Origin of the sequence: Janthinobacterium sp. LPB2021202312-11-4 (assembly GCF_037049705.1) — a bacterium.
Taxonomy (GTDB): Bacteria; Pseudomonadota; Gammaproteobacteria; order Pseudomonadales; family Pseudomonadaceae; genus Aquipseudomonas.
The window spans coordinates 92728-116673 of sequence record NZ_JBAGKV010000006.1; the positions used below are offsets into that span (position 1 = coordinate 92728).

General features: G+C 59.9%; 30 protein-coding genes. 26 read left to right on the plus strand and 4 right to left on the minus strand.

Annotated features, from left to right (window positions below; genetic code table 11):
• Window positions 1-470 precede the first annotated feature (470 nt).
• The 21 genes from V5E99_RS08735 (at window position 471) to recX (ending at window position 16804) form a co-directional block, all read left to right on the plus strand.
• Window positions 471-821: a phage holin family protein gene (locus V5E99_RS08735; protein ID WP_499802087.1), complete on the plus strand. Its 351-nt coding sequence runs from the start codon at window positions 471-473 to the stop codon at window positions 819-821.
• A 47-nt stretch (window positions 822-868) separates the two neighbouring features.
• A complete protein-coding gene (locus V5E99_RS08740; RefSeq protein ID WP_499802088.1) occupies window positions 869-1381 on the plus strand; it encodes a hypothetical protein in 513 nt (170 codons plus the stop codon).
• 3 nt (window positions 1382-1384) lie between these two features.
• Window positions 1385-1996 (plus strand): phage baseplate assembly protein V, encoded by a 612-nt coding sequence (locus tag V5E99_RS08745; RefSeq protein WP_499802089.1) that lies wholly within the window; start codon window positions 1385-1387, stop codon window positions 1994-1996.
• Between the two features lie 10 nt (window positions 1997-2006).
• The gene (locus V5E99_RS08750) at window positions 2007-2339 is read left to right on the plus strand and encodes a hypothetical protein (RefSeq protein ID WP_499802090.1); all 333 of its coding nucleotides are present in this window, start codon (window positions 2007-2009) and stop codon (window positions 2337-2339) included.
• On the plus strand, window positions 2336-3331 hold the full coding sequence (locus V5E99_RS08755) for a baseplate J/gp47 family protein (protein ID WP_499802091.1): 996 nt from the start codon (window positions 2336-2338) through the stop codon (window positions 3329-3331). The genes V5E99_RS08750 and V5E99_RS08755 overlap by 4 nt, the downstream gene beginning before the upstream one ends.
• Window positions 3328-3963 carry a phage tail protein I gene (locus V5E99_RS08760; RefSeq protein WP_499802092.1) on the plus strand — a complete coding sequence of 212 codons (636 nt, stop codon included), beginning with the start codon at window positions 3328-3330 and terminating at the stop codon, window positions 3961-3963. Before V5E99_RS08755 ends, V5E99_RS08760 begins: the two co-directional genes overlap by 4 nt.
• On the plus strand, window positions 3964-6294 hold the full coding sequence (locus tag V5E99_RS08765; RefSeq protein ID WP_499802093.1) for a phage tail protein: 2331 nt from the start codon (window positions 3964-3966) through the stop codon (window positions 6292-6294).
• Between the two features lie 10 nt (window positions 6295-6304).
• Window positions 6305-6730, plus strand: coding sequence for a hypothetical protein (locus tag V5E99_RS08770; RefSeq protein ID WP_499802094.1), 426 nt, complete (start codon window positions 6305-6307; stop codon window positions 6728-6730).
• A gap of 96 nt (window positions 6731-6826) precedes the next feature.
• Complete coding sequence (locus V5E99_RS08775) at window positions 6827-7009, plus strand: hypothetical protein (RefSeq protein WP_499802095.1); 183 nt, start codon at window positions 6827-6829, stop codon at window positions 7007-7009.
• A gap of 2 nt (window positions 7010-7011) precedes the next feature.
• Complete coding sequence (locus V5E99_RS08780; protein ID WP_499802096.1) at window positions 7012-8178, plus strand: phage tail sheath protein; 1167 nt, start codon at window positions 7012-7014, stop codon at window positions 8176-8178.
• Entirely contained in the window at window positions 8178-8684 is a 507-nt protein-coding gene (locus V5E99_RS08785; RefSeq protein ID WP_499802097.1) for a phage major tail tube protein, read from the plus strand. The genes V5E99_RS08780 and V5E99_RS08785 overlap by 1 nt, the downstream gene beginning before the upstream one ends.
• A 90-nt stretch (window positions 8685-8774) precedes the next feature.
• Window positions 8775-9374 (plus strand): phage tail assembly protein, encoded by a 600-nt coding sequence (locus tag V5E99_RS08790; protein ID WP_499802098.1) that lies wholly within the window; start codon window positions 8775-8777, stop codon window positions 9372-9374.
• A 128-nt stretch (window positions 9375-9502) separates the two neighbouring features.
• Window positions 9503-11884, plus strand: coding sequence for a phage tail tape measure protein (locus V5E99_RS08795; RefSeq protein WP_499802099.1), 2382 nt, complete (start codon window positions 9503-9505; stop codon window positions 11882-11884).
• Window positions 11884-12267, plus strand: coding sequence for a phage tail protein (locus V5E99_RS08800; protein ID WP_499802100.1), 384 nt, complete (start codon window positions 11884-11886; stop codon window positions 12265-12267). Before V5E99_RS08795 ends, V5E99_RS08800 begins: the two co-directional genes overlap by 1 nt.
• Complete coding sequence (locus V5E99_RS08805; RefSeq protein WP_499802101.1) at window positions 12260-12472, plus strand: tail protein X; 213 nt, start codon at window positions 12260-12262, stop codon at window positions 12470-12472. Before V5E99_RS08800 ends, V5E99_RS08805 begins: the two co-directional genes overlap by 8 nt.
• 9 nt (window positions 12473-12481) lie before the next feature.
• Window positions 12482-13498 (plus strand): hypothetical protein, encoded by a 1017-nt coding sequence (locus tag V5E99_RS08810; RefSeq protein WP_499802102.1) that lies wholly within the window; start codon window positions 12482-12484, stop codon window positions 13496-13498.
• A gap of 50 nt (window positions 13499-13548) precedes the next feature.
• A complete protein-coding gene (locus V5E99_RS08815; protein ID WP_499802103.1) occupies window positions 13549-14112 on the plus strand; it encodes a glycoside hydrolase family 19 protein in 564 nt (187 codons plus the stop codon).
• Entirely contained in the window at window positions 14094-14612 is a 519-nt protein-coding gene (locus V5E99_RS08820; protein WP_499802104.1) for a lysis system spanin subunit, read from the plus strand. The genes V5E99_RS08815 and V5E99_RS08820 overlap by 19 nt, the downstream gene beginning before the upstream one ends.
• A gap of 79 nt (window positions 14613-14691) precedes the next feature.
• A complete protein-coding gene (locus tag V5E99_RS08825) occupies window positions 14692-15192 on the plus strand; it encodes a CinA family protein (RefSeq protein ID WP_499802105.1) in 501 nt (166 codons plus the stop codon).
• A gap of 83 nt (window positions 15193-15275) precedes the next feature.
• On the plus strand, window positions 15276-16328 hold the full coding sequence (gene recA / locus V5E99_RS08830; protein WP_007907270.1) for a recombinase RecA: 1053 nt from the start codon (window positions 15276-15278) through the stop codon (window positions 16326-16328).
• 8 nt (window positions 16329-16336) lie between these two features.
• Window positions 16337-16804, plus strand: a complete 468-nt coding sequence (gene recX, locus V5E99_RS08835) for a recombination regulator RecX (protein ID WP_499802106.1) — start codon at window positions 16337-16339, stop codon at window positions 16802-16804.
• Window positions 16805-16854: 50 nt separating this feature from the next.
• On the opposite strand, the gene V5E99_RS08840 is transcribed toward recX, so the two are convergent.
• Entirely contained in the window at window positions 16855-17973 is a 1119-nt protein-coding gene (locus tag V5E99_RS08840; protein WP_499802107.1) for an LOG family protein, read from the minus strand.
• Between the two features lie 349 nt (window positions 17974-18322).
• Between V5E99_RS08840 and V5E99_RS08845 the strand changes: the two genes are divergently transcribed.
• Complete coding sequence (locus tag V5E99_RS08845) at window positions 18323-18517, plus strand: hypothetical protein (protein ID WP_499802108.1); 195 nt, start codon at window positions 18323-18325, stop codon at window positions 18515-18517.
• On the opposite strand, the gene V5E99_RS08850 is transcribed toward V5E99_RS08845, so the two are convergent.
• A complete protein-coding gene (locus tag V5E99_RS08850; protein ID WP_499802109.1) occupies window positions 18518-19135 on the minus strand; it encodes a PA3611 family quorum-sensing-regulated virulence factor in 618 nt (205 codons plus the stop codon).
• Between V5E99_RS08850 and V5E99_RS08855 the strand changes: the two genes are divergently transcribed.
• The 3 genes from V5E99_RS08855 (at window position 19134) to V5E99_RS08865 (ending at window position 21178) form a co-directional block, all read left to right on the plus strand.
• Entirely contained in the window at window positions 19134-19892 is a 759-nt protein-coding gene (locus V5E99_RS08855) for a tRNA-uridine aminocarboxypropyltransferase (RefSeq protein ID WP_499802110.1), read from the plus strand. The two genes, V5E99_RS08850 and V5E99_RS08855, sit on opposite strands and share 2 nt — an antisense overlap.
• Window positions 19893-20089: 197 nt before the next feature.
• Window positions 20090-20740: a response regulator transcription factor ErdR gene (gene erdR / locus V5E99_RS08860; protein WP_010462704.1), complete on the plus strand. Its 651-nt coding sequence runs from the start codon at window positions 20090-20092 to the stop codon at window positions 20738-20740.
• Window positions 20741-20815: 75 nt separating this feature from the next.
• Entirely contained in the window at window positions 20816-21178 is a 363-nt protein-coding gene (locus V5E99_RS08865; protein WP_046029258.1) for a diacylglycerol kinase, read from the plus strand.
• Here the strand turns inward: V5E99_RS08865 and V5E99_RS08870 are convergent.
• The gene (locus V5E99_RS08870) at window positions 21175-22101 is read right to left on the minus strand and encodes a LysR family transcriptional regulator (RefSeq protein ID WP_499802111.1); all 927 of its coding nucleotides are present in this window, start codon (window positions 22099-22101) and stop codon (window positions 21175-21177) included. The two genes, V5E99_RS08865 and V5E99_RS08870, sit on opposite strands and share 4 nt — an antisense overlap.
• A gap of 137 nt (window positions 22102-22238) precedes the next feature.
• Between V5E99_RS08870 and fpr the strand changes: the two genes are divergently transcribed.
• The gene (gene fpr / locus V5E99_RS08875; RefSeq protein WP_322220950.1) at window positions 22239-23018 is read left to right on the plus strand and encodes a ferredoxin-NADP reductase; all 780 of its coding nucleotides are present in this window, start codon (window positions 22239-22241) and stop codon (window positions 23016-23018) included.
• Between the two features lie 165 nt (window positions 23019-23183).
• Here the strand turns inward: fpr and tsaA are convergent, their stop codons facing one another.
• Complete coding sequence (gene tsaA, locus V5E99_RS08880; RefSeq protein ID WP_499802112.1) at window positions 23184-23885, minus strand: tRNA (N6-threonylcarbamoyladenosine(37)-N6)-methyltransferase TrmO; 702 nt, start codon at window positions 23883-23885, stop codon at window positions 23184-23186.
• Between the last annotated feature and the right edge of the window lie 61 nt (window positions 23886-23946).

A 23946-nucleotide genomic window follows, 5' to 3' on the forward strand; every position in this document is an offset into this window, starting at 1 on the left:
GGTTTTTTTTCGTCTGTCGAAAACCACCAGCGCCTTTGTCTGCGGGGCTTTCATGCGTCAGTGCATTCTTTGCGCCTAAATAAATGCATTTATGCATTGACTGCATATGCATCCATGCATATTCTTTGTCTCAAGCCGCTCAACAAAGCAGCTCGAAACGAAGCTCTTTAGTTCCACCACAAAGGCAGCGATGAACCGGCCTCAACGGTTCAGAGGGTTGGCAACTGACCCGGGTGTGCAGCGTAAAGCACCAGAAGCAGTTATCCGGCGGGCAGGGACCGCGGTCGGAAAAACAATTTGAATCGATCCGTACCGCGCCAGTAGCGCCGAACGATCACTGCGAAGGACCGCATTTTGAAAAGCCCGGGATGTTCCGGGCTTTTTGGAATGCCTACCTGACGCCAGTCACTTCACGAGACATCGTTTGAAAAAACCACACATCACTCATCAATCGCACAAGGAGGCGTGACATGACAACCGAGCAACAAGCGTTGCTGGACATGCCGATCTGGCTTGTCGTCGTCCTCGCCCTGGTGGGCGGGGTGTCCGGCGAAATGTGGCGCGCCGACAAAGAGGGCGCCCGAGGCTGGGCGCTGATGCGGCGCCTGGCGCTGCGCTCCGGGGCCTGCGTGATCTGCGGAGTCTCCGCAATCATGCTGCTGTATGCCGCCGGCGTGTCGATCTGGACCGCATGTGCATTTGGCTGCCTGACAGCAATGGCCGGGGCGGACGTGGCTATCGGCTTGTATGAGCGGTGGGCGGCCAAGCGGATTGGCGTCTGTGACGTCCCGCCCCGCGACTCTCACCCCGATCAACAGTGAACCGGCAGCGCGGGTTTTCGCGTTGCTACAGGAACAGGAGGTCATCCATGCCCGCGGTCATCGAAAAACCGTCGCAGTTGGTTTCAGCCATTGCCCAGACATTGCGCACAACTTTTCCCGACTTGAACGTCGGGAGCCTTCAAGACTTCGACGGCACAGGCGATCAGGCCTGGGTCTTGATCGCAATCGAACACGATGAACCGGGCGAGCGCGCCAATAACGGACGCATCGCTCATGTGCTGACGGTTTCGTTGCAAGCCGTGTTGCCCACCGCCGGGCTGGCGGCGTGCGACCTGGCCAGCGAGTTGAAAAACCTCGTCACCGACAACCGTTGGAAACTGCCGGGGGATCAATGCGACCTGCCCCGGAGCATCGATGGCATCGCCTCCGCGTTCATCCACGACACCCGGGAATACAGCGCCTGGACCGTTTCCTTTAGCCAGACGCTGTATTTCGGGGCGTTGCTGCTGGACGACCCGCGGGGCATCCCCAAATTCGCCCGAACCTGGGAAGTGTCGAACATCGACGACCCGGACCAATACACCGCACTGGAGGACTAGCCCATGTTTGATGCGCTGCTACGGATGCAACTGGGCCCGATCGTCGAACGACTGGCGCAGATGGAGACGGAACTTGAAGACCTGTATCGACGCGCCAACAGCTTTTGTCGCATCGGCGTTTGTCTGGAGGTCGATGCGGCCAGCAATACCTGCAAGGTCAGTCACGGTGAATTGCTCACGCCGGCCATCCGGTTTTTCAACCCCAGTGCCGGGGCGCAGAGTGAGTCGCGGATTCCCTCCGTGGGCGAGCAATGCCTGCTGCTGAACCATGGCGGCGGCGATAGCAGTGGGCAGTCGGTCGCACTGTTCGGCCTTAACGGCAATCAATTTCCGCCGGCCTCGACCCAGGCTTCGCTGACGCGTCGCCTCTATCAGGACGGCAGCGAAAGCAGCTACGACGACGCCAGCCATGTCTTGCACTGGCAGAACGGCCCGGCGGCGTTCAGCGGTTCTCGCGAATCGCTGGAACTGACCATCGGCCCCGCCCGGTTGGCGATGACCCCCTCGGCGATCACCTTGCAACTGGGTGCGGTCGGTGTGTTGCTCGACGCTGGCGGTGTGCACCTGAGCGGCCCGGTGGTGGACCACCAGGGGCGCGTCATCAGCCCCAAATAAAGGGTTTCCCATGATTGGAATCGATAGAGACAGCGGCGCCACCGTCGACGACTGGCTGCAATTTGTGCAGCGCGCGACCCGGGCGCTGACCACGCCGTTGGGCACTCGGCAGAAGCGTCCTTTGTATGGCTGCCAAATCACTGAGCTGCTGGGGCAAAACCTTGGCGACGACCTGCTGATCCTGGCGCAAAGCCACGCCGCCCAGGCGTTCTACAACAAGCACAACGGCATCGACGATTTTGAGCCCCAGGTCATTGTGGCTAGTCGACACGGCGCCGGGTTGTTGTTGCGATTCGCCGGCACCTGGAAAAACCGTCAACAGACCTTTGAGGTAGCGGCATGAGTATGTTGATCCCCGGCCAGAACCAACTGGCCGAGCCGGCCATCGTCAACGTCGAAGTGTTTGAGGACCTGCTCGCAGAGTTCAAGACCTTTGTTGCCGAATACGTCGGCGCCCGCTCTCCCGAGAGCGCGGCGAAGCTGAAAGTCAGCCTGGACAATGAAAGCGAGCTGCTGACCCTGGCCCTTGAGGCCTTTTGTGTGCGCCTGCAAATCCATGAGCGCAAATACAACGCCCGCATCAAGCAGATGCTGGCGTGGTGGGCCACCGGCAGCAACCTCGATGCGCGTCTGGCGGACATGGGCCTTGAGCGACAGTTGCTGGACCCGGGCGACCCGGCGGCATTTCCGCCCATTGCCCCAGTGTATGAAAGCGACGACGACGCCCGGTTGCGCTATTACCTGGCGCCCCATGCCCCGGCAGCCGGATCGCGCATGCAGTATCGCCGGGAGGTCTTCACCCTCGGCGAACGGCCCGCCGTCAAAGTGGAAACCGCAGCGGCGGGCGTGGTGACGGTGACGTACACCTTCGACCCGGACGGCTATGCGGCACAGGTCAAGGATGGCAACGGGCGACGGACCGCCCCGGGCGAAGTGATGGTGACGGTGCTTTCCCGTGAAGGCGATGGCAGCGCTTCCAGCGACCTGCTCGACGGTGTTCGCCAGCATTTCGCCCGACCTGATGTGCGCCCCGAAACGGACCTGGTCACGGTGCAGGGCGCGCAAATCAAGAACTACAAAATCCGCGTGTTGGCGAAGATCAATGCCGGCCCGGATTCCGGACTCACCAAAGTCGCCGCGCAACAGCAATTGCAGGCGTATGCCGATGCGTGTCATCGCCTGGAAGGGCGGGTTGATCCGAGTTGGATCGATTACACGCTGCACAGCGCCGGCGCGGTGCAACTGCAAATCCTCGAGCCGCTGGCGCCGATCGTGACCAGCGCTTTCCAGGCCCCGTTTTGCACCGGCGTCGTGGTCGAGGTGGATACGTTATGAGTGACGACACACCTCGCCCAAGCTTGTTGCCGGCCAACAGCTCAGCGCTGGAAAGGGCGCTGGATCTGGGTTTCGGCAAATTGCTTGATCGCATTGCGCCGCCGTTTCCGGCGTTGATGAACCCCGCCGAAACACCGCTGGCATTCCTGCCGTATCTCGGTGCGGATCGCGGAGTCAGCGAGTGGAGTTCCGAGTCGGTCGAGGCTGAAAAGCGTTTGACCGTCGAACTCGCCTGGCCCACGGCGCGGCAGGCCGGTACTCGAAAGGCGCTGGAAAACGCCGCCAAGGGACTGCAACTGGCGCCCGATGTCCGTGCCTGGTACGAGCAGACGCCGCCCGGCGCGCCTTACAGCTTTTCTGTCCGGGCGTTCTCCGAACAGCCTTACAGCGACGCAATCGATGCGCGTCTTGATCGACGCCTGGCGGACGCCAAAAGCGAACGGGACACCTTGACCGTGTCCATCGGCTTGAGCGCTTTCGGCAGTCACGTCATCGGCGCCGCCACCGTGTGCGGCGAGCTGACCACGGTTTACCCGATTGTCATCGAAGGGCTGCAAGCCTCGGGTCAGGTCTTCATGGCCGCCGGGCTCTACGCCGTCGAAACCTCCACTATTTATCCTCAGGGGTCCTAAATGGCCGACTACTACACCCTGCTCACTAACGCAGGGATCGCCTACGAAACGGCCTGCAAAGCGGCGGGCCTGCCGATCAAGTTGTCTCAGATTTCCGTCGGTGACGGCGCCGGTGCGGTTTACAACCCGGCCGCCACTGACACGGCGCTCAAGCGCGAAGTGTGGCGCGGGCCGCTCAATGCGCTGTTCCAGGATGAGAAAAACCCGAGCTGGCTGCTCGCTGAAGTGACCATCCCGCCGGATGTTGGCGGCTGGTATGTGCGTGAAGCCGGGATCTGGACCGATACCGGGATTCTGTACGCCATCGTCAAATATCCGGAGTCGTTTAAACCGATTCTGGCGACGTCGGGTTCCGGAAAAGAGTTCTACATTCGCTCGATTTTCGAGACCAGCAATGCCGCGTTGGTGACGTTGTTGATTGACGACACGGTGGTTAAGGCGACGCGGGCGTGGGTGAGTTCTTATGTCGCCGATGAGCTTGCGAAGCTGGATAACAAGCAGTCGGTGCGCGTGGCGACCACGGCTAACGTCGCGTTGGCCGGGGCTCAAACGATCGACGGTGTGGCGGTGGTTGCGGGTGATCGCGTGCTCGTTAAAAACCAGTCCCTGGCCAAGGACAACGGCATTTGGGTTGCCGCCGTGGGCGCCTGGAGTCGAGCCAAAGATGCCGATACCAGTGTTGAGGTTACGTCGGCGCTCACGGTCTCTGTTGAACAAGGATCGACACAGGCCGACACGATTTGGCAATTGGTGACGGATGGAACGATTGTACTCGGCACTACGAACCTGACTTTTCAGAACGTGACCCAGGGGTTTGCACCGCTCAACTCGCCGTCCCTGCTTGGGGCGCCTACGGCTCCAACCGTGCAACAGTTTGATAGCAGTAAGTTGCTCGCCAATACCGAGTTTGTGCAGCGCTCGATCGGAAATCGCAGCCTCGCGTTGATTCTGTCGGCGAATACGACGGTGAAGGCGTCGGAGTGTGGTAGTGCCATTCGGCTTATCGGGGAGGGCTATACCGTCACGCTGCCTCCGCTTAACTCTATTCCTAACGGGGCGAGTGTTGATCTGTCGAGCGTGGGGACGGGCAGCATTAGCATTGCTACGCAAGGCGCCGACACGTTTGTGACACCAGGCGGACCAGTTGGCACACTTTCTATTAGTCGTGGCGATAACGTTCGGCTGGTAGCGATGGGGGCGGTTTGGACCTTAATGGGGGGCAGTCTGTCGCTGCCTTTGTCTTCTACCATGGCCGGCCCCAATTTTGTCACCCAACCGCTGTTTAACGACTCGAAAGCGCTCGCCACAACAGAGTTCACTCGACGTGGTCAGGGTAACTATCGCGGGTTCACCAGTTTAACGGTGGCTACGACGCTAACGACGGCGGCGGTGGGGACAATCGTAACGGTGATCGGGACATTCCAAGTCACACTGCCAGCCGCAAATGCACTGCCATCCGGCGGCGCGATCAATTTTCGTAATATCGGGAACGGGGTAGTCACCGTTGCGTGTGGAGGTGCCGACACCATCAACTCTGGTGTCGGGCAGATTGTGTCTATCGTGCTCCAGCCCGGTGCTGGACTCGAGTTAGTCAGCAATGGCAGTGCGAGTTGGTGGGCTTCAGGGTCGGCGCAGTTGCAGTATTCTCAGGTATTTGGATCAACGCCGGCTCAATTCGACAGTAGCAAGTTGCTTGTAAATAGCGAATTTGTTCAAAGAGCGCTGGGCAATTACTCAGCGTACTTGCCAATTGGTGTCAACACAGCGCTGACGGCGGCACATGTGGGGAGCATCGTGTTTGCGACATCCCCTAGTAGCATTTCTATTACGCTCCCGCCCACTGCCGGCATTCGTGCGGGCTCGAGTATCAAATTTTTCGGAAATCAGGCTGGTCTGACGGTGCTCCCGGCGAGCGGGAGCATCACTCAAAGCGGCGTTGCTCGTGCGTCGATTGCCTTGGGAGCCAATGACACCGCCGAGTTTATGTTGACCAGCGCTGCGGGCTGGTACTGCGTCGGTGGGTCTGCATCGCTTGGAGGTGCATCCATTTTCGAGGCGTTATTCTCACAAAACGGATATCAGAGGAACCCATCTGGCTTGATCGAACAATGGGGAGTCATTCCAGCAATTCCTGCCAATGGCTCGATTCTGATTTCCTTCCCAATCGCATTCCCTGTCGCCGCCGCCGGGTTTTCGATTGCCGGCGGAGCATCTGGCCCAGGTATCCCTGGGGTCAACTGTTATAACGTGTCGGCCACTCAAGTTCGGTTCTGGAACCAGTCAGCCACGGTAGCCACTCAGGCGGGTGGGTATCGAGTCGTCGGCTTTTAAGGGGAGTCTTATGTTTGCTTCAAAATCTACTCACGGCTTTTACGACGCGTCTATTCATACGTCCATGCCGGAAGATGCCATTGAAATCTCTGTCGAACTACACGCTGAACTACTGGCGGGGCAGGCTCAAGGGCAAGTTATTAATTGGAGGGATGATGGCTGCCCGGTGCTGATGAATCCACCCTCACCGTCGTCGGCCGAGATCGCGGCGGTTGAGCGAGCATGGCGCGACGTCCAACTTGCAGCAACTGACGGCGTTGTGACTCGTCACCGCGACGAAATGGAGGAGGGCTCGCCTACAACGCTGACCTCGGCGCGATACACCGAGTTGCAGACGTATCGCCGCTCACTTCGCAACTGGCCAGAGTCCGGCGAGTTCCCCTTGAGCGAGCACCGGCCACCTGCGCCGGACTGGCTCTCAACCCTAACCCAATAAACGCCCCGCACCGCCGGGGCGTTTTCTTATCCGCTGATTAACACCCAACAGCCCCTTCCTGAAAAAAGGGGCTTTTTTGTACCTGGAGAAACCCAAATGGCAGAACGCCAAACCTACACCGTCCTCGTCCCGTTCCCCGTCGGGCGCGGTCACTGGTCCACCACCGGCCAAGAACTCGACCTGCTCGACGTCGAGGCCAATGCACTGCTCAGCGCCGGTCGCCTGGAACTGAAAACACCAACCCAGGCCGAACCGGCCGCTGCCAAGAAGGCTGAATAACCATGGCTGAGGTTTTGAACTTCGAGCACAACGGCATTACCGTCAATGCCTCCGAATCCCCCGAGGCCATGGGTGGCCTGGGTGATAACGTCATTGGCCTGGTCGGCACCGCGCCGAAAGCGGACCCGCTGATCCCGCGCAATTCGCCGTTCCGCATTAACAGTTTCACCACTCAGGCGCTGCTTGATCCGACGGGCGCCGAGTCGGGCACGCTCTATCACGCCGTGTATCAGATCCTGAAAGTGGTCAAGGTGCCGGTCTACGTGGTGATCGTCGAAGAGGGCACGGCCCCGGCAGACACCGTGAACAACGTGATCGGCGGCGTCGAGCCGGTGACCGGTCGCAAACTGGGGCTGGCGGCGCTGAGCGGTGTGCCGGAAGACCTGACCATCATCGGTGCACCAGGCTTCACCGGCACCAAGGCCGTGGCCAGCGAATTCGCCTCGTTTGGCAAACGCATCAAGGCGCGGGTAGTGCTCGACGGCAAGGACGCCGCGGTCGCTGACCAAGTGACGTACAGCCAGGAACTGGGTGGCGCGGACCTCGGTTTCGACCGCTGCCTGCTGGTGCACAACATGCCGTCGGTGTACTCCAAGGCTGCGAAGAAAAACGTGTTCCTGGCGCCGTCGAGCCTGGCCATTGCGGCACTGGCCAAGGTCAAGCAGTGGGAGAGCCCGGGCAACCAGGTCACTTACGCCGAGGACGTTTCGCGCATCGTCGAATACAACATCCTCGACACCTCCACCGAAGGCGATCTGCTCAACCGCTACGGCATCAGCTATTACGCCCGGACCATCCTCGGCGGATTCTCGCTGCTGGGTAACCGCTCGATCACCGGCAAGTTCATGAGCTACGTCGGCCTGGAAGATGCGATCAGCCGCAAGCTGGTGAAAGCCGGCCAGAAAGCCATGGCCAAGAACCTGACCAAGTCCTTCATGGATCAGGAGGTCAAGCGCATCAACGACTGGCTGCAAACCCTGGTCGCCGACGAAACCATCCCGGGCGGCAGCGTGTACCTGCACCCGGAATTGAACAGCGTCGAGAAGTACAAGAACGGCACCTGGTTCATCGTCATCGACTACGGCCGCTACGCGCCGAACGAACACATGGTTTATCAACTCAACGCCCGCGATGAAATCATCGAGCAGTTCCTGGAGGATGTTCTCTAATGTTTACCAACCGTGTAAGACAGGCCATTGCGGCCACCCTGCAGGGCCTGCCGTTGTCGGCGACCGTTGAAGATTTCACCCCGCCGAAGATCGAATTCGACATGGAAGAAATGCGCGGCGGGCGCTTTATCACCGAGCACATGGCCAAGAGCGGCAAGGCACTCACGTGCATCTTGACCCTGCAGGGCATGGGCCCGGAAATCATGCTCGGGCTCGGCGTGAAACTGGGCGACGACATTCTGCTGAATGTCCGTGAAGCCGGTCAGGACCAGGAAGGCAACACCTGGTTCACCTACCACACCGTCGGCGGCCTCGTGAAAAGCCTGACCGAAACCAAGATGGAAATGAGCAAAAAACCCACCACGGCGCTGGAGCTTTCCTGCCGCACTTATAACCGTATCGAAAACGGCATCCCCGTGATCGACATCGATGTGCGCACCCAGAAGTTCATGCTTGGCGGTGTCGACATTCTCGGTAACGCCCGCCGCGCCGTACTGCTGCCTTAACCCCGCCACACCTTCCTGTACCGCCGCCTTCACCCGCCGCTGATGCGGCTTGCTGTGGGCGGCATTTTTGTTTTACGAGGAAAACCTTTCATGTCCTGGATGCCGCCTAAACATGTCCTGTTGTCGCCGATCACCGGTGACGACGAGTCGCAGATCGAGCAGATCCAACTCAAACCGCTGTTTTACGCCGCACAGAAAGAAGCGTTGGCCCGTGCCGGCGAGGATGAGGACGATCAGTTTTTTGAACTGGCCAAATTGGCCACGGGCCTGTCGATCAAGGAACTGGATCAGCTCAAACGCCCGGATTACGTGAGCATCGCGCAGTACGTCCACGAGATGTCGACCCGGCCGACGTCGCATTTTCTGCAACAGGCTGCCGAGGCTGGCGAGGCGGTAGACGTCGAGTCGGCGGACGATCCCGATCAGGTGCAACTGCTGCAACCGCTCAATGTGGCGGGCCGCAGCATGACGTCGCTGACCCTGGAAATGCCGGTGCTGCGCGCCACCAAAGCGATGAAAAAACTGAAAACCGCCAAGGAGCGTGCCGAGTTCATTACCGCTCACTGCACCGGTTTGATGCTCCCCGACCTGGCGTCGCTGACCGTCCCCGACTGGACCCAGTTGCAGGTGCGCATCGACGATTTTTTAAACAAACCGGCGGCCTTCTTTCGGAGCGCGACATCGAAGTAATCCTCGATGTGGTGCCGCTCATTTACCCGGTAAGTGAGGCGGAAATTCTGGAGTGGGACGCTGGCAAGGCATTGCGCCGCTACGATATCGCGGTCACTCGCCTTGGCGTGAAACAGGAGTAGAGCGAGATGGCGGAAGATACCTATTCGCTCAAGTTCACCGCAGTCAATCAAGACGACTGGGCGTTGAATGGCACCGGCAAAACCGCCGACCTGATACCCCCTGATGCTTCGGCCTGGTCGCAACCGTCCGCTTCAGGCGCGGACCAGCAAATGCTCGGTTTGAATGAGGCGTTTGCCGGGCTGGGCCTGGCGCTGGCCGGCGCGAGCCTGCAAATCGGTTCGCTGTCGGCTGAACAGGGCCGGCTCACAGCGGTGCTTGAATCGATCAATACGACGCTCACCTCACAGCGTTCGCTGTTGCAGGCGATGAATGACATGCCCGCACCCGCCAGCCGTTCAGGCGCTGGCGCTGAGCAAAAGAGTCAGAGCGCGAGCAGCGACAATCAACCCTATGAGCGCCTGAAGCCGGCGATCAACCTGGATGCGGCGATGGTCGATCTGGGGTTGGTGATCCACTTTGAGGGCGATCAACGCAGAGCGTTGGCGATCACCAACGAGAAAATGGCCACTGAAGCGCTGGTGGCCCCGAACAAGGCGACGGCCGTTGATCTGGCGGGCGTCGAGTACACCGCGGCCAAGGCCGGGATTGGCAATGAGCAGCGGGATTCCCAGGGTAACGTCGATACCGTCGCCCGGCAGGGAGTGATTGTCGAGTTCACCCGTGACGCGGCGATTACGGCGTCGGCTTTCAAGTTGCCGGTCCAGGAGACCGCCGAGCTGTTGATCGGCTGGCGCACCTCGATGAACCTCGATCGTTTGCAGACCCAGGACCTGGCTGATGCCACGAGCGTGCTCGCCAGCAACATGAGCGCATCCGAGGCGGACATCGGCTCGATTCTCTCCAATTACGGAGCCGCCGGGACAAACGCGGGCCTGGCCCCCGAGCAAGCCGCCGCGTTCTCGACAGCCTTGCTCAATGCCGGCGTCAAACCGACCGATGCCGGAGTGGCCTTCGAAAAAATCACCACGACCCTGGCTCGGGGATCGGCGGCGACCCCCGGCCAGCAAGCGGCCTGGGCGCAACTGGGGCTGGATCCCAAGGCGCTGGCCAGCGGGATGCAAACGGATGCACCCGCGACCATTCAGTCGGTACTCGAAGCGCTCAAGCGACAACCTGTCGCCGAACGAGCCGGCCTAGCCACGCAGTTGTTCTCGGTCGACCGGCCGGTGCTGCAACTGCTGCAGAACCTCAGCGAAGTCGAACGCGCCTTTTCGCTAGTGAGCAAAAAAGAAACCTATACGAATTCTGAACAGCACCAAAATAGCGCGGTCCAGCAAGCGGCACTGACGCGCTCGACAAGTTCGCAGGCGCACTGGAATGTATTCAACGCGCAGCTGGATCGGCTGAAGACCTCCAGTGGCGACACGGTTTTGCCCCTGTTCAATCAACTGCTTGTACCTGTTGGTGCAGTCATGAATGGCTTGAGCAGTTTTGCCGAAGCCTTCCCGGTGGCGACCGGTGCGCTGATCCTCGGCGCCGCGAGCGTCAAGGGGGCGAAGGTGTTCAACACGGTTAAAGACTGGTTGGGCAACGCCAGCGGCGACGGCTCCGGCAAAGGAAATGCCGGTGGTCCCAAAACCGGCGGCCTCGGCAGCCGATTACTGACCCGAGCGGCCGCGCTGCGCAGTTCTGCGGTGAGTCGGCTCCAGGCTGCTCCTGATGCCGTGTGGGCAAACGTCAAGTCCGTCGGCTCTGCTGCCAGCAGCAGGATGGCTTTCCTGACGTCCGGCGCCGGCAGAGCAATGATTGGCCGGGCTGCCAGGGTCGGTCGCGTAGCCGGCCCGTTGGCCATGCCGATGATGCTGGCCAATGCCGGCATCGACGTGGTCGAGGGTGTACGCACGGGCGACGCCAAGTTGGTCGGTTCCGGCCTCGGTTCGGCGGCTGGCGGGTTGGCGGGCTCCTACGCCGGGGCTGCGGCGGGCGCCGCCATTGGCACGTTCATCTTTCCGGGGCTGGGCACGGTTGTCGGCGGTTTGCTCGGTGGCGTGCTGGGCGGCATGGCCGGCAGTGAAGCGGGCAGCGAGGCCGGTTCATGGCTGGGCGAGAAGCTTGCCGCGCCGGCAGACCGCCTCGGCCCTTCGGATCACATGAGCAAGAACCTGTCTGGCGCACAGAGCAGTCATTGGCTGGGCGAAAAGCTTGCCGCACCCGCCAATCGACTCAGTACCCCGGATCAGATGAGCACGAACCTGACCAACGCACAGGCAAATAACCGGCAGATCAACTTTGCCCCGGTGATTCACATCACCGGCCAGGACCCGACCCAGGCCCGGCAGATCGCCAACCTGGTGACGCAAACGATTCAGGCGCAATTCGTGCCCATGCTGCTGGGCAACCCACTCGCCGTGCGACGTAGCGCGGCCCTGACCGATGGAGGTGTTTGATGCGACAGCAAATGGCCTTGGGCAGCTTCATTTTCGGGTTGTCCCGAGATTTCGCTTACAGCGGTCTGGTCCGCAAATCGGACGGGGGATGGGTGGATCTGAACATCCTCACCAGCAAGCCCAAATCCAGTCAGACCGGACAGGCGCTGGAGACCTTGAGCATCACCGGCAAATCGATGTATGCGGTGGCCATGGAGCGACTCGACGAGTTGCGGGCCCTGCAAGCGCTGCGAGTGCCGCTGCCGTTGGTCGACGGGATCGGGCGCAATTGGGGGCTGTGGCGGATCAACAGCGTGACGGAAACCCAGAGCGAGATCATCGATGACGGGACCGCGATGCTCAATGCCTGGGCCATTGAATTGACGGAGTTCATCAATGCGTAGGGTCAGGAGCATTGCCGGCGACTCGGTCAATCTATTGCTGTTTCGGGAGCTTGGCCGCAGTGACGATACCGCTGAAGAGGCGCTCTGGCGCCTGAACCCGACCCTTGCCGAACAGGGCGCGGTGCTGCCGGCGGGAATCTGGGTGGTGCTGCCGGAGATCACGACGCAAACGACCGCCATCGTGCCGGTTTCGGCCTGGGATTAAGGAGGATCTATGACGCTTGGATTTACACCCGCCGTGGAAATCTACGGGGCCAATGCTGCGCTGCTCAACGAGCGACTGGTGCAGTGGGAGCACATTGATGCTTCCGGGATCGTGTCCGATCAGATCAAGCTACTTATCGATATCGACGGTCTTGAAGGGCTGCCCAGCCTCGGCGGCAGGATTGGCTTTCTGGTGGGTTACAAAGAGTCGGGGTTGGTCGACAAGGGGGTGTTTGTTATCACCCAGCGCACCCCTCATCTGTATCCCTTGCAGTTGTCGCTGATCGCCATGTCGGCGCCTTTCAGCGAGCACGACGAGACCGGCTTCAGGCAGCGCAGATCCGCCAGCTACGGTCCCACGACACTCGGCGCGCTGTTTCGCGAACTGACCATGAAACATGGGTTTTCGCCGCGGGTGGCACCTGATCTCGAGTCAATAAAGGTTGAGCACATCGACCAATCCAATGAATCGGACATGAGCTTTCTGACCCGCCTCGCCGGCATGAATGGCGCCCTCACAAAACCGGTGAAAGGCTTATATGTGTTGGCCACCGGAGGTCAACTGAAGTCGATTTCCGGCAAGCCTGTGACCGAAGTATTGCTCTCGGTGACAAAGAACAACCGCCCAGGCGACCAGGCTTTTATCAGCGCCAGTATCGAGGAAAAGGCTCGATCGAAATTCAAGGGGTGCATCGCCACCTGGTGGGACGCGGCGGCCGGTAAGGAGCGTGAGTTTCGCTTGGGGCTCGCGCCGTTCCAGACGTTTCCTCGACGCTGCCAGAATGAAGACCAGGCCAGGGCCGCCGCCGAGGGCGAGTTGCGCCGGCTGGAGCGCGATGCTTTCGCCCTGAGCATCAGTTGCCCGGGGCATCCGGATTTGGCGGCGGAGGGGGTGATTCACCTCGACGCCAGTTGGCCACGGATCATGCAGGGCCGATGGTCGGTCACCAAATTGACCGCCAGTGGCACCCGCAAGGAAAGCTATCGGTGCATCGTTGAAGCCCATTGCCTGGACCCCGCGCAGTAACGGTGTGCACGATATTCCTTGTCCTTCGATTTCAGGAGCGCTTTCAAACCATGCCCCTCACCTCAGCACAATTGCAGCAACTGTTTCCCAACGCCCGCACCCAAGCGGGCGTTTTCATTTCAGCCCTTAATAACGCAATGACTCATCGCTCGATCAACACCCCCAAGCGCATCGCTGCTTTCCTCGCCCAAGTCGGCCACGAGTCGGGCCAGTTGCACTACGTGCGGGAATTGGGCAATGACCAATACCTGAGCAAATATGACACTGGCGCACTGGCTTTGCGTTTGGGCAACACGCCGGAGTCCGACGGTGACGGTCAAAAATACCGGGGCCGTGGCCTGATTCAGATCACCGGGCGTAACAACTACCGTGAGTGCAGCCTCGGCCTGTTCGGCGACGAGCGCTTGCTGTCGCTGCCGGAACTGTTGGAGCAACCGCAGTGGGCCGCCGAATCGGCAGCCTGGTTCTGGGAGCGCAACGGTTTGAATGAACTGGCGGACCGCGATCAGTTCAACAGCATCACCCGGCGGATCAACGGCGGTCTGAATGGGCTCGAGGATCGCCTGCAACTCTGGGCGCGGGCGAGGGCGCTGCTATGCCAGCCTTCGGCCTGATGTCCTGGCGAGGGATAGGCCTGTTGGTATTGGCCGGATTTTCGGCAGCGCTGGCCTGGCACTTTCAGGACTGGCGCTATGGCCGGCAACTGGCGGAGCAGGCCCGCTTGCAGGCCGAGACGTTGAATCAACTGACCTTGGTGGCCGCCACGCAACAACAAGCCGAACAGGACAAGCGCCTGGCCCTGGAGCAACGGCTGTCGGCCAGTGAACAAACCCATTATCGAGCGCTGAGCGATGCCCAACGTGATCAAGGTCGCCTGCGCGATCGTCTTGCCACTGCTGATGTGCGCCTGTCAGTCCTCGTCGATGCCCAAGACATTGCCTCAACCTGTGCAATGCCAGCCGCCACCGACGCCCGCGGCGTGGATCATGGCGCCCCGCGTGCCCGACTTGACCCGGCGCATGCTCAACGAATTATCGCCATCACCGACGCCGGAGACAGCGGATTGATTGCCTTGCAGGCCTGTCAGGCCTATATCAGGGCCCTGGCGCGCTAACATTTTGATCGAACCTGCGGCTTGTCAGCGCGATTGGCTCGTGTACGGTGGTTCCATTCAGCCCGATCAGGAGAGGACCGTGAAAGAAATCACCCAGCTGGCCGCTGAACTTGGCAGACGCCTGCAGGTTCTCAATGCTCATGTCACCACGGCCGAGTCCTGTACCGGCGGCGGCATCGCCGAGGCCATCACCCGGATTCCCGGGAGTTCGGCCTGGTTCGAGGCCGGTTATGTGACGTACTCCAACCGCCAGAAAACCTTGCAACTGAATGTGCCTGACGAGTTGTTTGCGACGGTGGGGGCGGTCAGTCGCGAGGTGGTCGAGGCCATGGTGCGGGGCGCGCAGGACAAAAGTCACGCGCGGTTTGCCGTGGCGGTCAGCGGTGTGGCGGGGCCGGATGGCGGTTCTGCGAGCAAACCGGTGGGCACCGTCTGGCTGGCCTGGGGCGTCGGGGAAGCGCTGTTCAGTGAGGTCCAGCACTTCCCCGGCAACCGCGATGAGGTCCGCCGACAAACGGTGAAGGCCGCGCTAGAGGGGCTGCTGCGCCATGCCACTGGAGAAATCTCAAATCAGGGGTAGGCGATCCTGAAACGCTGTGGAATAATACTGGCTACTTATACAGGTGTTGGCCGTCAGGCCTTATTGATTACGTGAGGACTTTAATGGACGACAACAAGAAGAAAGCCTTGGCTGCGGCCCTGGGTCAGATCGAACGTCAATTCGGCAAGGGTGCCGTAATGCGTATGGGCGATCAGGACCGTCAGGCGATCCCGGCCATCTCTACTGGCTCTCTGGGTCTGGACATCGCGCTTGGCATTGGCGGCCTGCCAAAAGGCCGTATCGTTGAAATCTACGGTCCTGAATCCTCCGGTAAAACCACGCTGACACTGTCCGTGATCGCCCAGGCTCAAAAAGCCGGCGCGACTTGCGCATTCGTCGATGCCGAACACGCCCTCGACCCTGAGTACGCCGGCAAACTGGGCGTCAACGTCGACGATCTGCTGGTGTCCCAGCCGGACACCGGTGAGCAGGCCCTGGAAATCACCGACATGCTGGTGCGCTCCAACGCGGTTGACGTGATCATCGTCGACTCCGTCGCCGCGCTGGTGCCAAAGGCCGAGATTGAAGGCGAAATGGGTGACATGCACGTGGGCCTGCAAGCCCGTCTGATGTCCCAGGCGCTGCGTAAAATCACCGGTAACATCAAGAACGCCAACTGCCTGGTTATCTTCATCAACCAGATCCGTATGAAAATCGGCGTGATGTTCGGCAGCCCGGAAACCACCACCGGTGGTAACGCGCTGAAGTTTTACGCTTCGGTTCGTCTGGACATCCGCCGTACTGGCGCGGTGAAAGAAGGTGACGAGGTTGTCGGCAGCGAAACCCGCGTCAAGGTTGTGAAGAACAAGGTCGCTTCGCCGTTCCGTCAGGCCGAGTTCCAGATTCTTTACGGCAAAGGCATCTACCTCAACGGTGAGATGATCGACCTGGGTGTGTTGCACGGCTTCGTCGAAAAATCCGGCGCCTGGTATGCCTATGAAGGCACCAAGATCGGTCAGGGCAAGGCCAACTCGGCCAAGTTCCTGGCAGACAACCCGGAAATCGCCGCGAAGCTCGAGAAGCAACTGCGCGACAAGTTGCTGACCCCAGCGCCTGACGTCAAAGCATCGCCAGTCAAAGAGACTGCTGATGACCTGGCTGACGCTGATATCTGATTGATCCGATGACCGCCGTACTCGATACACTCGTCGCGGTGCGGCGAACCGCAATGGACCTGCTCGCACGACGCGAGCACGGTCGAGTCGAGCTGACGCGTAAACTGCGTCAGCGCGGCGCCCTCCCTGAAATGATCGACACTGCACTTGACCGGTTGACGGAAGAAGGCCTGCTGTCCGAAACCCGTTACCTCGAAAGCTTCGTTTCCTACCGCGCCCGTTCCGGTTACGGCCCTTTGCGTATTCGTGAAGAGTTGGGTCAGCGCGGTCTGCAACGTACTGACATCGAGCTCGCCCTACGCGAGAGCGGTATCAACTGGCAGGAACAACTGGAAGATACCTGGCGACGCAAATTTGCCGGGCATTTGCCGATAGACATGCGCGAGCGTGCCAAGCAAGGGCGCTTCCTGGCTTATCGGGGTTTTTCCATGGAGATGATCAACCGCTTGTTCAGCGGTCGAGGGATGGACGATTAAATAAAACGGCCCGCTATTTCGATAGCGGGCCGTTTTTTTTTGCCTTGTGTTTACGTGACCTTGGATGGTTCCCGGGTGCGCTGCTGCGCCTGGGGTTTGGACTTGGCCCAGTTTTCCGGCAGGTTGATGTAGTCCACCAGTTCCCGCAAACGCCCGTGATCACGGGCATTGAAGGTGAAGGCCAGTCGGGCCAGATGGCTGAACTGCGGCTCATCGTGCTCCTCGCCGCTGTACGCATGCTGATGGAAGTGATCGCTCAGGCACAGGTCGGCGAAGGCCGTTTGCATATGTTCGAGCGCGCCGTCGCTGAGCTTGTGGTTCATGCGAATCACGAATTGATGCTTGAGCCAGCGGCTGGAGTGGAAGTTGCTGTAGAACTGATTGATCTGCTCCACCGCCTCTTCGGCGCTGTAGACCAGGCTCACCAGTTTCATATCGGTCGGCAGGATGTAGCGGTTTTCCTCCAGTTGATGGTGGATGAAATCCAGCGCGCCTTGCCAGAACTTGCCCCCCGGCGTATCCAGCAACACCACCGGCACCAGTGGGCTTTTGCCGGTCTGGATCAGGGTCAGCACTTCTAGCGCTTCGTCCAGGGTGCCGAAACCGCCCGGGCACAGGACCAGCGCGTCGGCTTCCTTGACGAAGAACAGCTTGCGGGTGAAGAAAAAGTGGAAGGACAGCAGGTTGGTGGTGCCCTGGACCGTCGGGTTGGCATGCTGCTCGAAGGGCAACGTGATGTTGAACCCCAGGCTGTGTTCGAGGCCGGCGCCTTCATGGGCTGCGGCCATGATCCCGCCACCGGCACCGGTGATCACCATCAGGTCCGAGCGCGCCAGCGCGGCGCCGAGCTCCCGGGCCATGCCATACAGCGGATGTTCGACCGGCGTCCGGGCGGAGCCGAAGACCGTGACTTTGCGTCGGCCCTTGAACTGTTCCAGCACACGGAAAGCGTGCTCCAGTTCGCGCAGGGCCTGCAGGGTGATCTTGGCGTTCCAGCGGTTGTGATCTTCCTGGGCCATGCGCAGCACGGTCAGGATCATGTCGCGGTAAATCGGGATATTCGGGCTGTTGGGGGAAACCAGGTTGAGTTGCTCTTCGACCTTGCTGGTGAGGTCGTGGCCGCTTTCTTCAAAATGACGGCTGAGGAGGTCATTCGGTTGGTAAGGCATTCAACTTCTCCTTGCATGCAGGCTGTGTTTTTTCCATCGCATGAAAAAAACCTTCGCAACAACAAACGTACAACGGGCCGCTCCTTTTCGGCCTGAAAGACCCTGTGAATACGCTAAATCTAGTCCCTCGGGATCAATTGCGCTGGTTTGATCATTGCGCCGCAAAGTCTTTCCTGGCAACCGGTTATTGACGATTTGCAAGGTGGTTTCACCGCTCGTCTGAAGGCAAGCCCGGTGGCTGCGGCTCTGATTTACTAAGTTACAGGCGTGACACGACAACTTTGCGTCAACGGCAGTGCGCAAGGTTCATGCGGTTCAGGGATTCGAGGGTGCAGGGAGGCGGGAAACCATGGCCAGAGTGATTCTGGAAATCGATACCCAGTTGTATCGGTTGTTGAAGTCGTCAGCCGAGACCAATCATTTGAGTCTTGAAGAAGAGTGCTGCCGACGTCTTGGCGGCGGCGAGCGCCGTTCGCGTTACTTGCAGGCCTTGCTGGCAGAGCTGCGCGCCGAGGATGAACAGCGGCGCGCTAACGCTCGTTGATTACTTTTTCTTCGCAGGCGTTGCTTTCGGGCAATCCGATTCCTGATAGCTGGCGGAGCCGACCGCGCGGTTGGTCTTCACCTCGGTGAAGTCGTAACGCATGACCGCGCCCTTGGCCATCAGTTTGCGGAACGATGGGTTGTTGCAGACAGAGGCTCCCAGCTGGAAGTACACCGCTTTCGGGTCGGCACGCATCTGTTCGGCATGGCTGCTTTGAACGCTGAGGTGGTTGATCAACGTGCTGCCTTCAACGGTGTAGCCCTGATCAAGAATGTCTTCGTTGATCGCCCGGGGCGTGCCGGCGCTGCTTTGTGCGGCGACGTTTCGCAGCTCTCTGTTGAGATTCTGCTCACTTAAGGAAGCAGCCTGAGCGCTGAAGGACGACGCCAGCAAAATGGCAGCGGTGGGAACGATAAGGCGCAGCATGAAACTCTCCTGGTTCAGTGACTGGTGGTTCGACCAGCCACATGACTGTGCGTTCAGTGGCGGCGAATTATAGGGGAGCAGGCCCGGACGGTACAGGCTTGCGCCGGCCGCTCTGGTAAACTGCCGGCACTTTCTGCCTTGCCGAGTGTGTTTTCGTGTCGATATACCGTCCTGCCCGGCGTTGCCTGCCATGAGCCGTCCCCCAGCACCTTTTGCACTGAACGCTGTGGCTCGCTTGCGCGACGAGCGTGAAGAGGACGGCATCAAGCCGATTCAGGCCCGGGGCTGGAGAGCTCCGCGTTGCCGTGCCTGCCGGGTGATCGAGAGCCATTGCCTGTGCGCCTGGCGCCCCCAGGTCGAGGCCCGCTCCGGGGTGTGCCTGATCATGACCAATAAAGAAGTGTTCAAACCGAGCAATACCGGTTGGCTGATTGCTGACGTGGTCCGCGATAACCATGCGTTCATCTGGTCGCGCACCGAGGTGGATCAACAACTCCTGGATCTGCTGGCCGACCCGCAATGGCAGCCGTACTTGGTGTTTCCGGGTGAGTACGTTGAGGCCGAACGTGTGACCAACACGGTTGCGCCCGATAGCGCCAAACGCCCGTTATTTATTTTGCTGGACGCTACGTGGACCGAGGCGCGGAAGATTTTCCGCAAGAGCCCGTACTTTGACCGGTTGCCGATCCTCAGCCTGTTGCCCGAGAAACTCTCCCGTTATCGCTTGCGCCGCTCGACCCGCAGCGAGCACTTGTGCACAGCCGAAGTGGCGGCACTGTGCCTGGATCTGGCGGGCGATACCGACGCAGCCTCGGCCCTGGACGCTTATTTCGACGTGTTCAGTCAACATTATCTGGATGCCAAACATCAGCTGGATATGAACGTCGCGACACCGGCCCACGCCGAGCTGCTGCCCTTCGTGCAAAATCCGGCACCGGTCATCGGCTGATTGTCACCCATACTGCAAAGAACTGTACCGGCCACGCAACTTGACCACCCCGGCTTCGCTGGGCATGCTTGGCGCCGATTAGGGCGCGGCCAATGTTTGAAACGCCGTTTTGTCATGTGATTGGCGTTGAACGTGCCCTGTTGGTGCAGCTCCGTGGCTGTACCTCGAGTTGTTTGAAAAACAGGATCATTTGAAAAATGGCCACATACGAAATCCTGATTGCCGATGACCACCCACTTTTTCGTAGTGCCTTGCACCAGGCCCTGACCCTTGGCCTCGGCCCGGATGTGCGCCTGGTGGAAGTAGCAAGCATTGCCGAACTGGAAACCCGTCTGGACGAAAAGTCCGACTGGGACCTGGTGCTGCTGGACCTGAACATGCCGGGGGCCTACGGTTTTTCCGGGCTGGTGCTGTTGCGCGGTCAGTACCCACAGATTCCGGTGGTGATGGTCTCGGCCCAGGAAGAAGCTTCGATCATGGTCAAGTCCCGTGAATTCGGCGCCAGTGGCTTCATTCCCAAGTCGAGCGACCTGAGCGTTATTCAAAAAGCTGTGCGTGCGGTGCTCGATGGCGACGTCTTCTGGCCACCCCAGGCCTTCGAAGCGGTCAGTGTTTCGGCTGAAGCCAAGGCGGCCAGCGAAGGGCTGGCGAGCCTGACGCCCCAGCAGTTCCGGGTGTTGACGATGGTCTGTGAAGGGTTGCTGAATAAGCAGATTGCCTACGAGCTGAGTGTGTCGGAAGCGACGATCAAGGCCCATGTAACGGCAATTTTCCGCAAGCTGAACGTGCGGACCCGGACCCAGGCAGCCCTGCTCTTGCAACAACTTGAGTCAATTTCGAGCCATTAAAGCGCCGCGTATTCACGCTTTTTTGACTTTGCTTGCTCTAGCTTTCCCACTCCTTTTGGTTCAGTTGCCTACTCTATGTCACCTTTTAAAGGCCAGACCGGCCTAAAACGCATTCTCAACGCTTCCGGCTACTCCCTGGACGGCTTGCGCGCAGCTTTCACCGGCGAAGCGGCTTTTCGGCAACTGGTGTTGCTCAACGTCATCCTGATCCCGATTTCGTTTTTCCTGAACGTCAGTCGCGTTGAGCAGGCGTTGTTGATTGCCGTCTGCTTGCTGGCCTTGATCGTCGAATTGCTCAATTCGGCGGTAGAAGCGGCTATCGACCGTATCTCCCTTGAATTGCACCCACTGTCCAAGAATGCCAAGGACATGGGCAGCGCCGCGCAGTTCGTGGCGTTGAGCATGATCGCGCTGGTGTGGGCGGTGATTCTGCTTTAAGCGATGGTCGGCAGGACGATCTCGTCGCTGCGCTGAACCCCGGCGGTGAAGGCGCGGCACAGATCGAGGAATTCGCGCATCGCAGGCGTCTGAAATTTCTGTTTGTGCCAGATGAAATAGAACTGCCGCGCCAGGTCCAGATCCGGTGTCTCGACCGCCACCAGGCTGCCGCGACGGAACGCATCACGCAGCGCCAGCCGCGAAATGCAGCCAATCCCCAAGCCGGATTCGACCGCGCGTTTGATCGCTTCGGTGTGCTCCAGCTCCAGCCGTATGTTCAGCGCACTGCGATGGTGACGCATGGCCTGGTCGAAGGTCAGGCGCGTGCCTGAACCCTGTTCGCGCAGAATCCACGCCTCGTGGCTCAGCTCTTCCATGTTTGCGATGCCGCGTTTGGCCAGCGGATGCTGGGGCGCGCAAAATACCACCAACTCATCCTCGACCCAGCTCTGCACTTCGATGTCCGGGTGACTGCAATCGCCTTCGATTAGACCCAGATCAATTTCATAGTGGGCCACTTGCTGCACGATGTTGGCAGTGTTCTGCACGTGCAGCTTCACTTGGCTCTCGGGATGGCGCTGCATGAAGCTGCCGATCAGCAACGTTGCCAGGTAATTGCCGATGGTCAGGGTCGCGCCGACCGCCAGCGAGCCGAAACCGGACTTGCCGTTGAGCAGGTTTTCGATTTCCTTGGACTGATCGAGCAGTGCCACCGCCTGGGGCAATAACTGTTTGCCGAGGGCGTTGAGGCTCAGCCGTTTGCCGGCGCGGTCGAACAGCTGACAGCTGGACTGGCGCTCTAGCTCGGTGATCGAGGTGCTGGCCGCCGATTGCGAGAGGTTGAGCAAGCCCGCAGCACGGGATACGCTTTCCTGCTGGGCGACGGCGACGAAGACTTGAAGTTGACGGAGAGTAAATCGCATATCGATATAACCGATAACCCTTATCTTAATAATCCAGTTAACAGATATTGTGGCTGCCATTAGAATGCGATGCAATTGCGCACCATCGTTCATTGTTCGTAGAGCAGGCGCAGACAATCTCCAGGAGTCCCACGTACATGAGCAACATGAACCACGAGCGTGTCCTCAGTGTTCACCACTGGAACGACACTCTGTTCAGCTTCAAGTGCACCCGCGACCCGGGCCTGCGCTTCGAGAACGGTCAGTTCGTGATGATCGGCCTGCAACAGCCCAACGGCCGCCCGCTTATGCGCGCTTACTCGATTGCCAGCCCGAACTGGGAAGAGCATCTCGAGTTCTTCAGCATCAAAGTGCCTGATGGCCCGCTGACTTCCCAGTTGCAGCATCTGAAGGAAGGCGACGAGATCATCATCAGCAAGAAGCCTACCGGCACCTTGGTGCTGGATGACTTGAAGCCTGGCAAACATTTGTACCTGCTCAGCACCGGCACCGGTCTGGCGCCGTTCATGAGCGTCATCCAGGACCCGGAAACCTACGAGCGTTTCGAAAAAGTGATCCTGTGCCACGGCGTACGTTACGTCAACGAAGTCGCTTACCGCGAATTCATCACCGAGCACCTGCCGCAGAACGAGTTCTTCGGCGAGGCCTTGCGTGACAAGTTGATCTACTACCCGACCGTGACCCGCGAGCCGTTCGAGAACGAAGGTCGCCTGACCGACTTGATGCGCAGCGGCAAGCTGTTCACCGACATCGGCCTGCCACCGATCAACCCGCAAGACGACCGCGCCATGCTGTGCGGCAGCCCGAGCATGCTCGACGAAACCAGCGAAGTGCTGAACAGCTTCGGCCTGAAAGTTTCGCCGCGGATGCGCGAGCCGGGTGATTACCTGATCGAGCGTGCGTTCGTCGAGAAGTAAGCCCACCGCATCACCGAAAAGCCCCCACTGCCTGCACGGCAATGGGGGCTTTTTTATGCCCGACACAATCCCGGCAGACGCTGCGTAGGAGCTGCCGAGTGAAACGAGGCTGCGATCTTTTGATCTTGAAAAGCCACATCAAAAGATCGCAGCCTTCGGCAGCTCCTACGGGTTGGAAACCGGGATGACTTCCAGAACGCGGATAACCCCGACGTCCGGGTAATGCCAGCGCACATCCAGGTCCCAGAACTGCGCACCATATTCCCTTTCCGGTGTAGGAATCTGGTACGCCGGACGTGGGTCTTGTGCCAGGCACTGCTCAATCAACGCCACCAACGGCTCTTCAAGGCGCTGAGCATGCGCGTGAGCCTGTTGCAGCGCGGTGTCCGTCCACTGCACGGGAATCAACTGCGGCGCCGCGCTGGCGATGCTATTGGAAGCCGTGTCGATGATGTCGGCATAAGGCACATAGGGTTTGATGTCGAGAATCGGCGTGCCGTCCAGCAAGTCGATGCCGGAGATGAACAGCCGATTGGCCTCGACCTTATCCAGTTTCACCACCGACTGGCCGATGCCATTGGGCCGGTGCGTGGCGCGGGTCGCGAATACGCCCATGGATTTGTTACCGCCCAGGCGAGGAGGGCGTACTTTCAGACGTGGCTTATCTTCCAGGGCCTGATGGAACAGGAACAGCAGCCAGACGTGGCTGACTTGCTCCAGCCCCTGCACCGCATCGCCCTGATCGAACGGCGCCACCAGCTCCAGCACACCGCGCGCGGCGGGGGCCAGTTGCGGTTGGCGCGGGATGGCGAATTTTTCCTTGAAGCAGGAGCGCACGAAGCCGATGGGGGAAACGCTGTAGGTCATGGTCTGGGGTCGAAGCGGGGTGAGAGGCGGGGATGATAATCGATGTGAAGATCAAAAGATC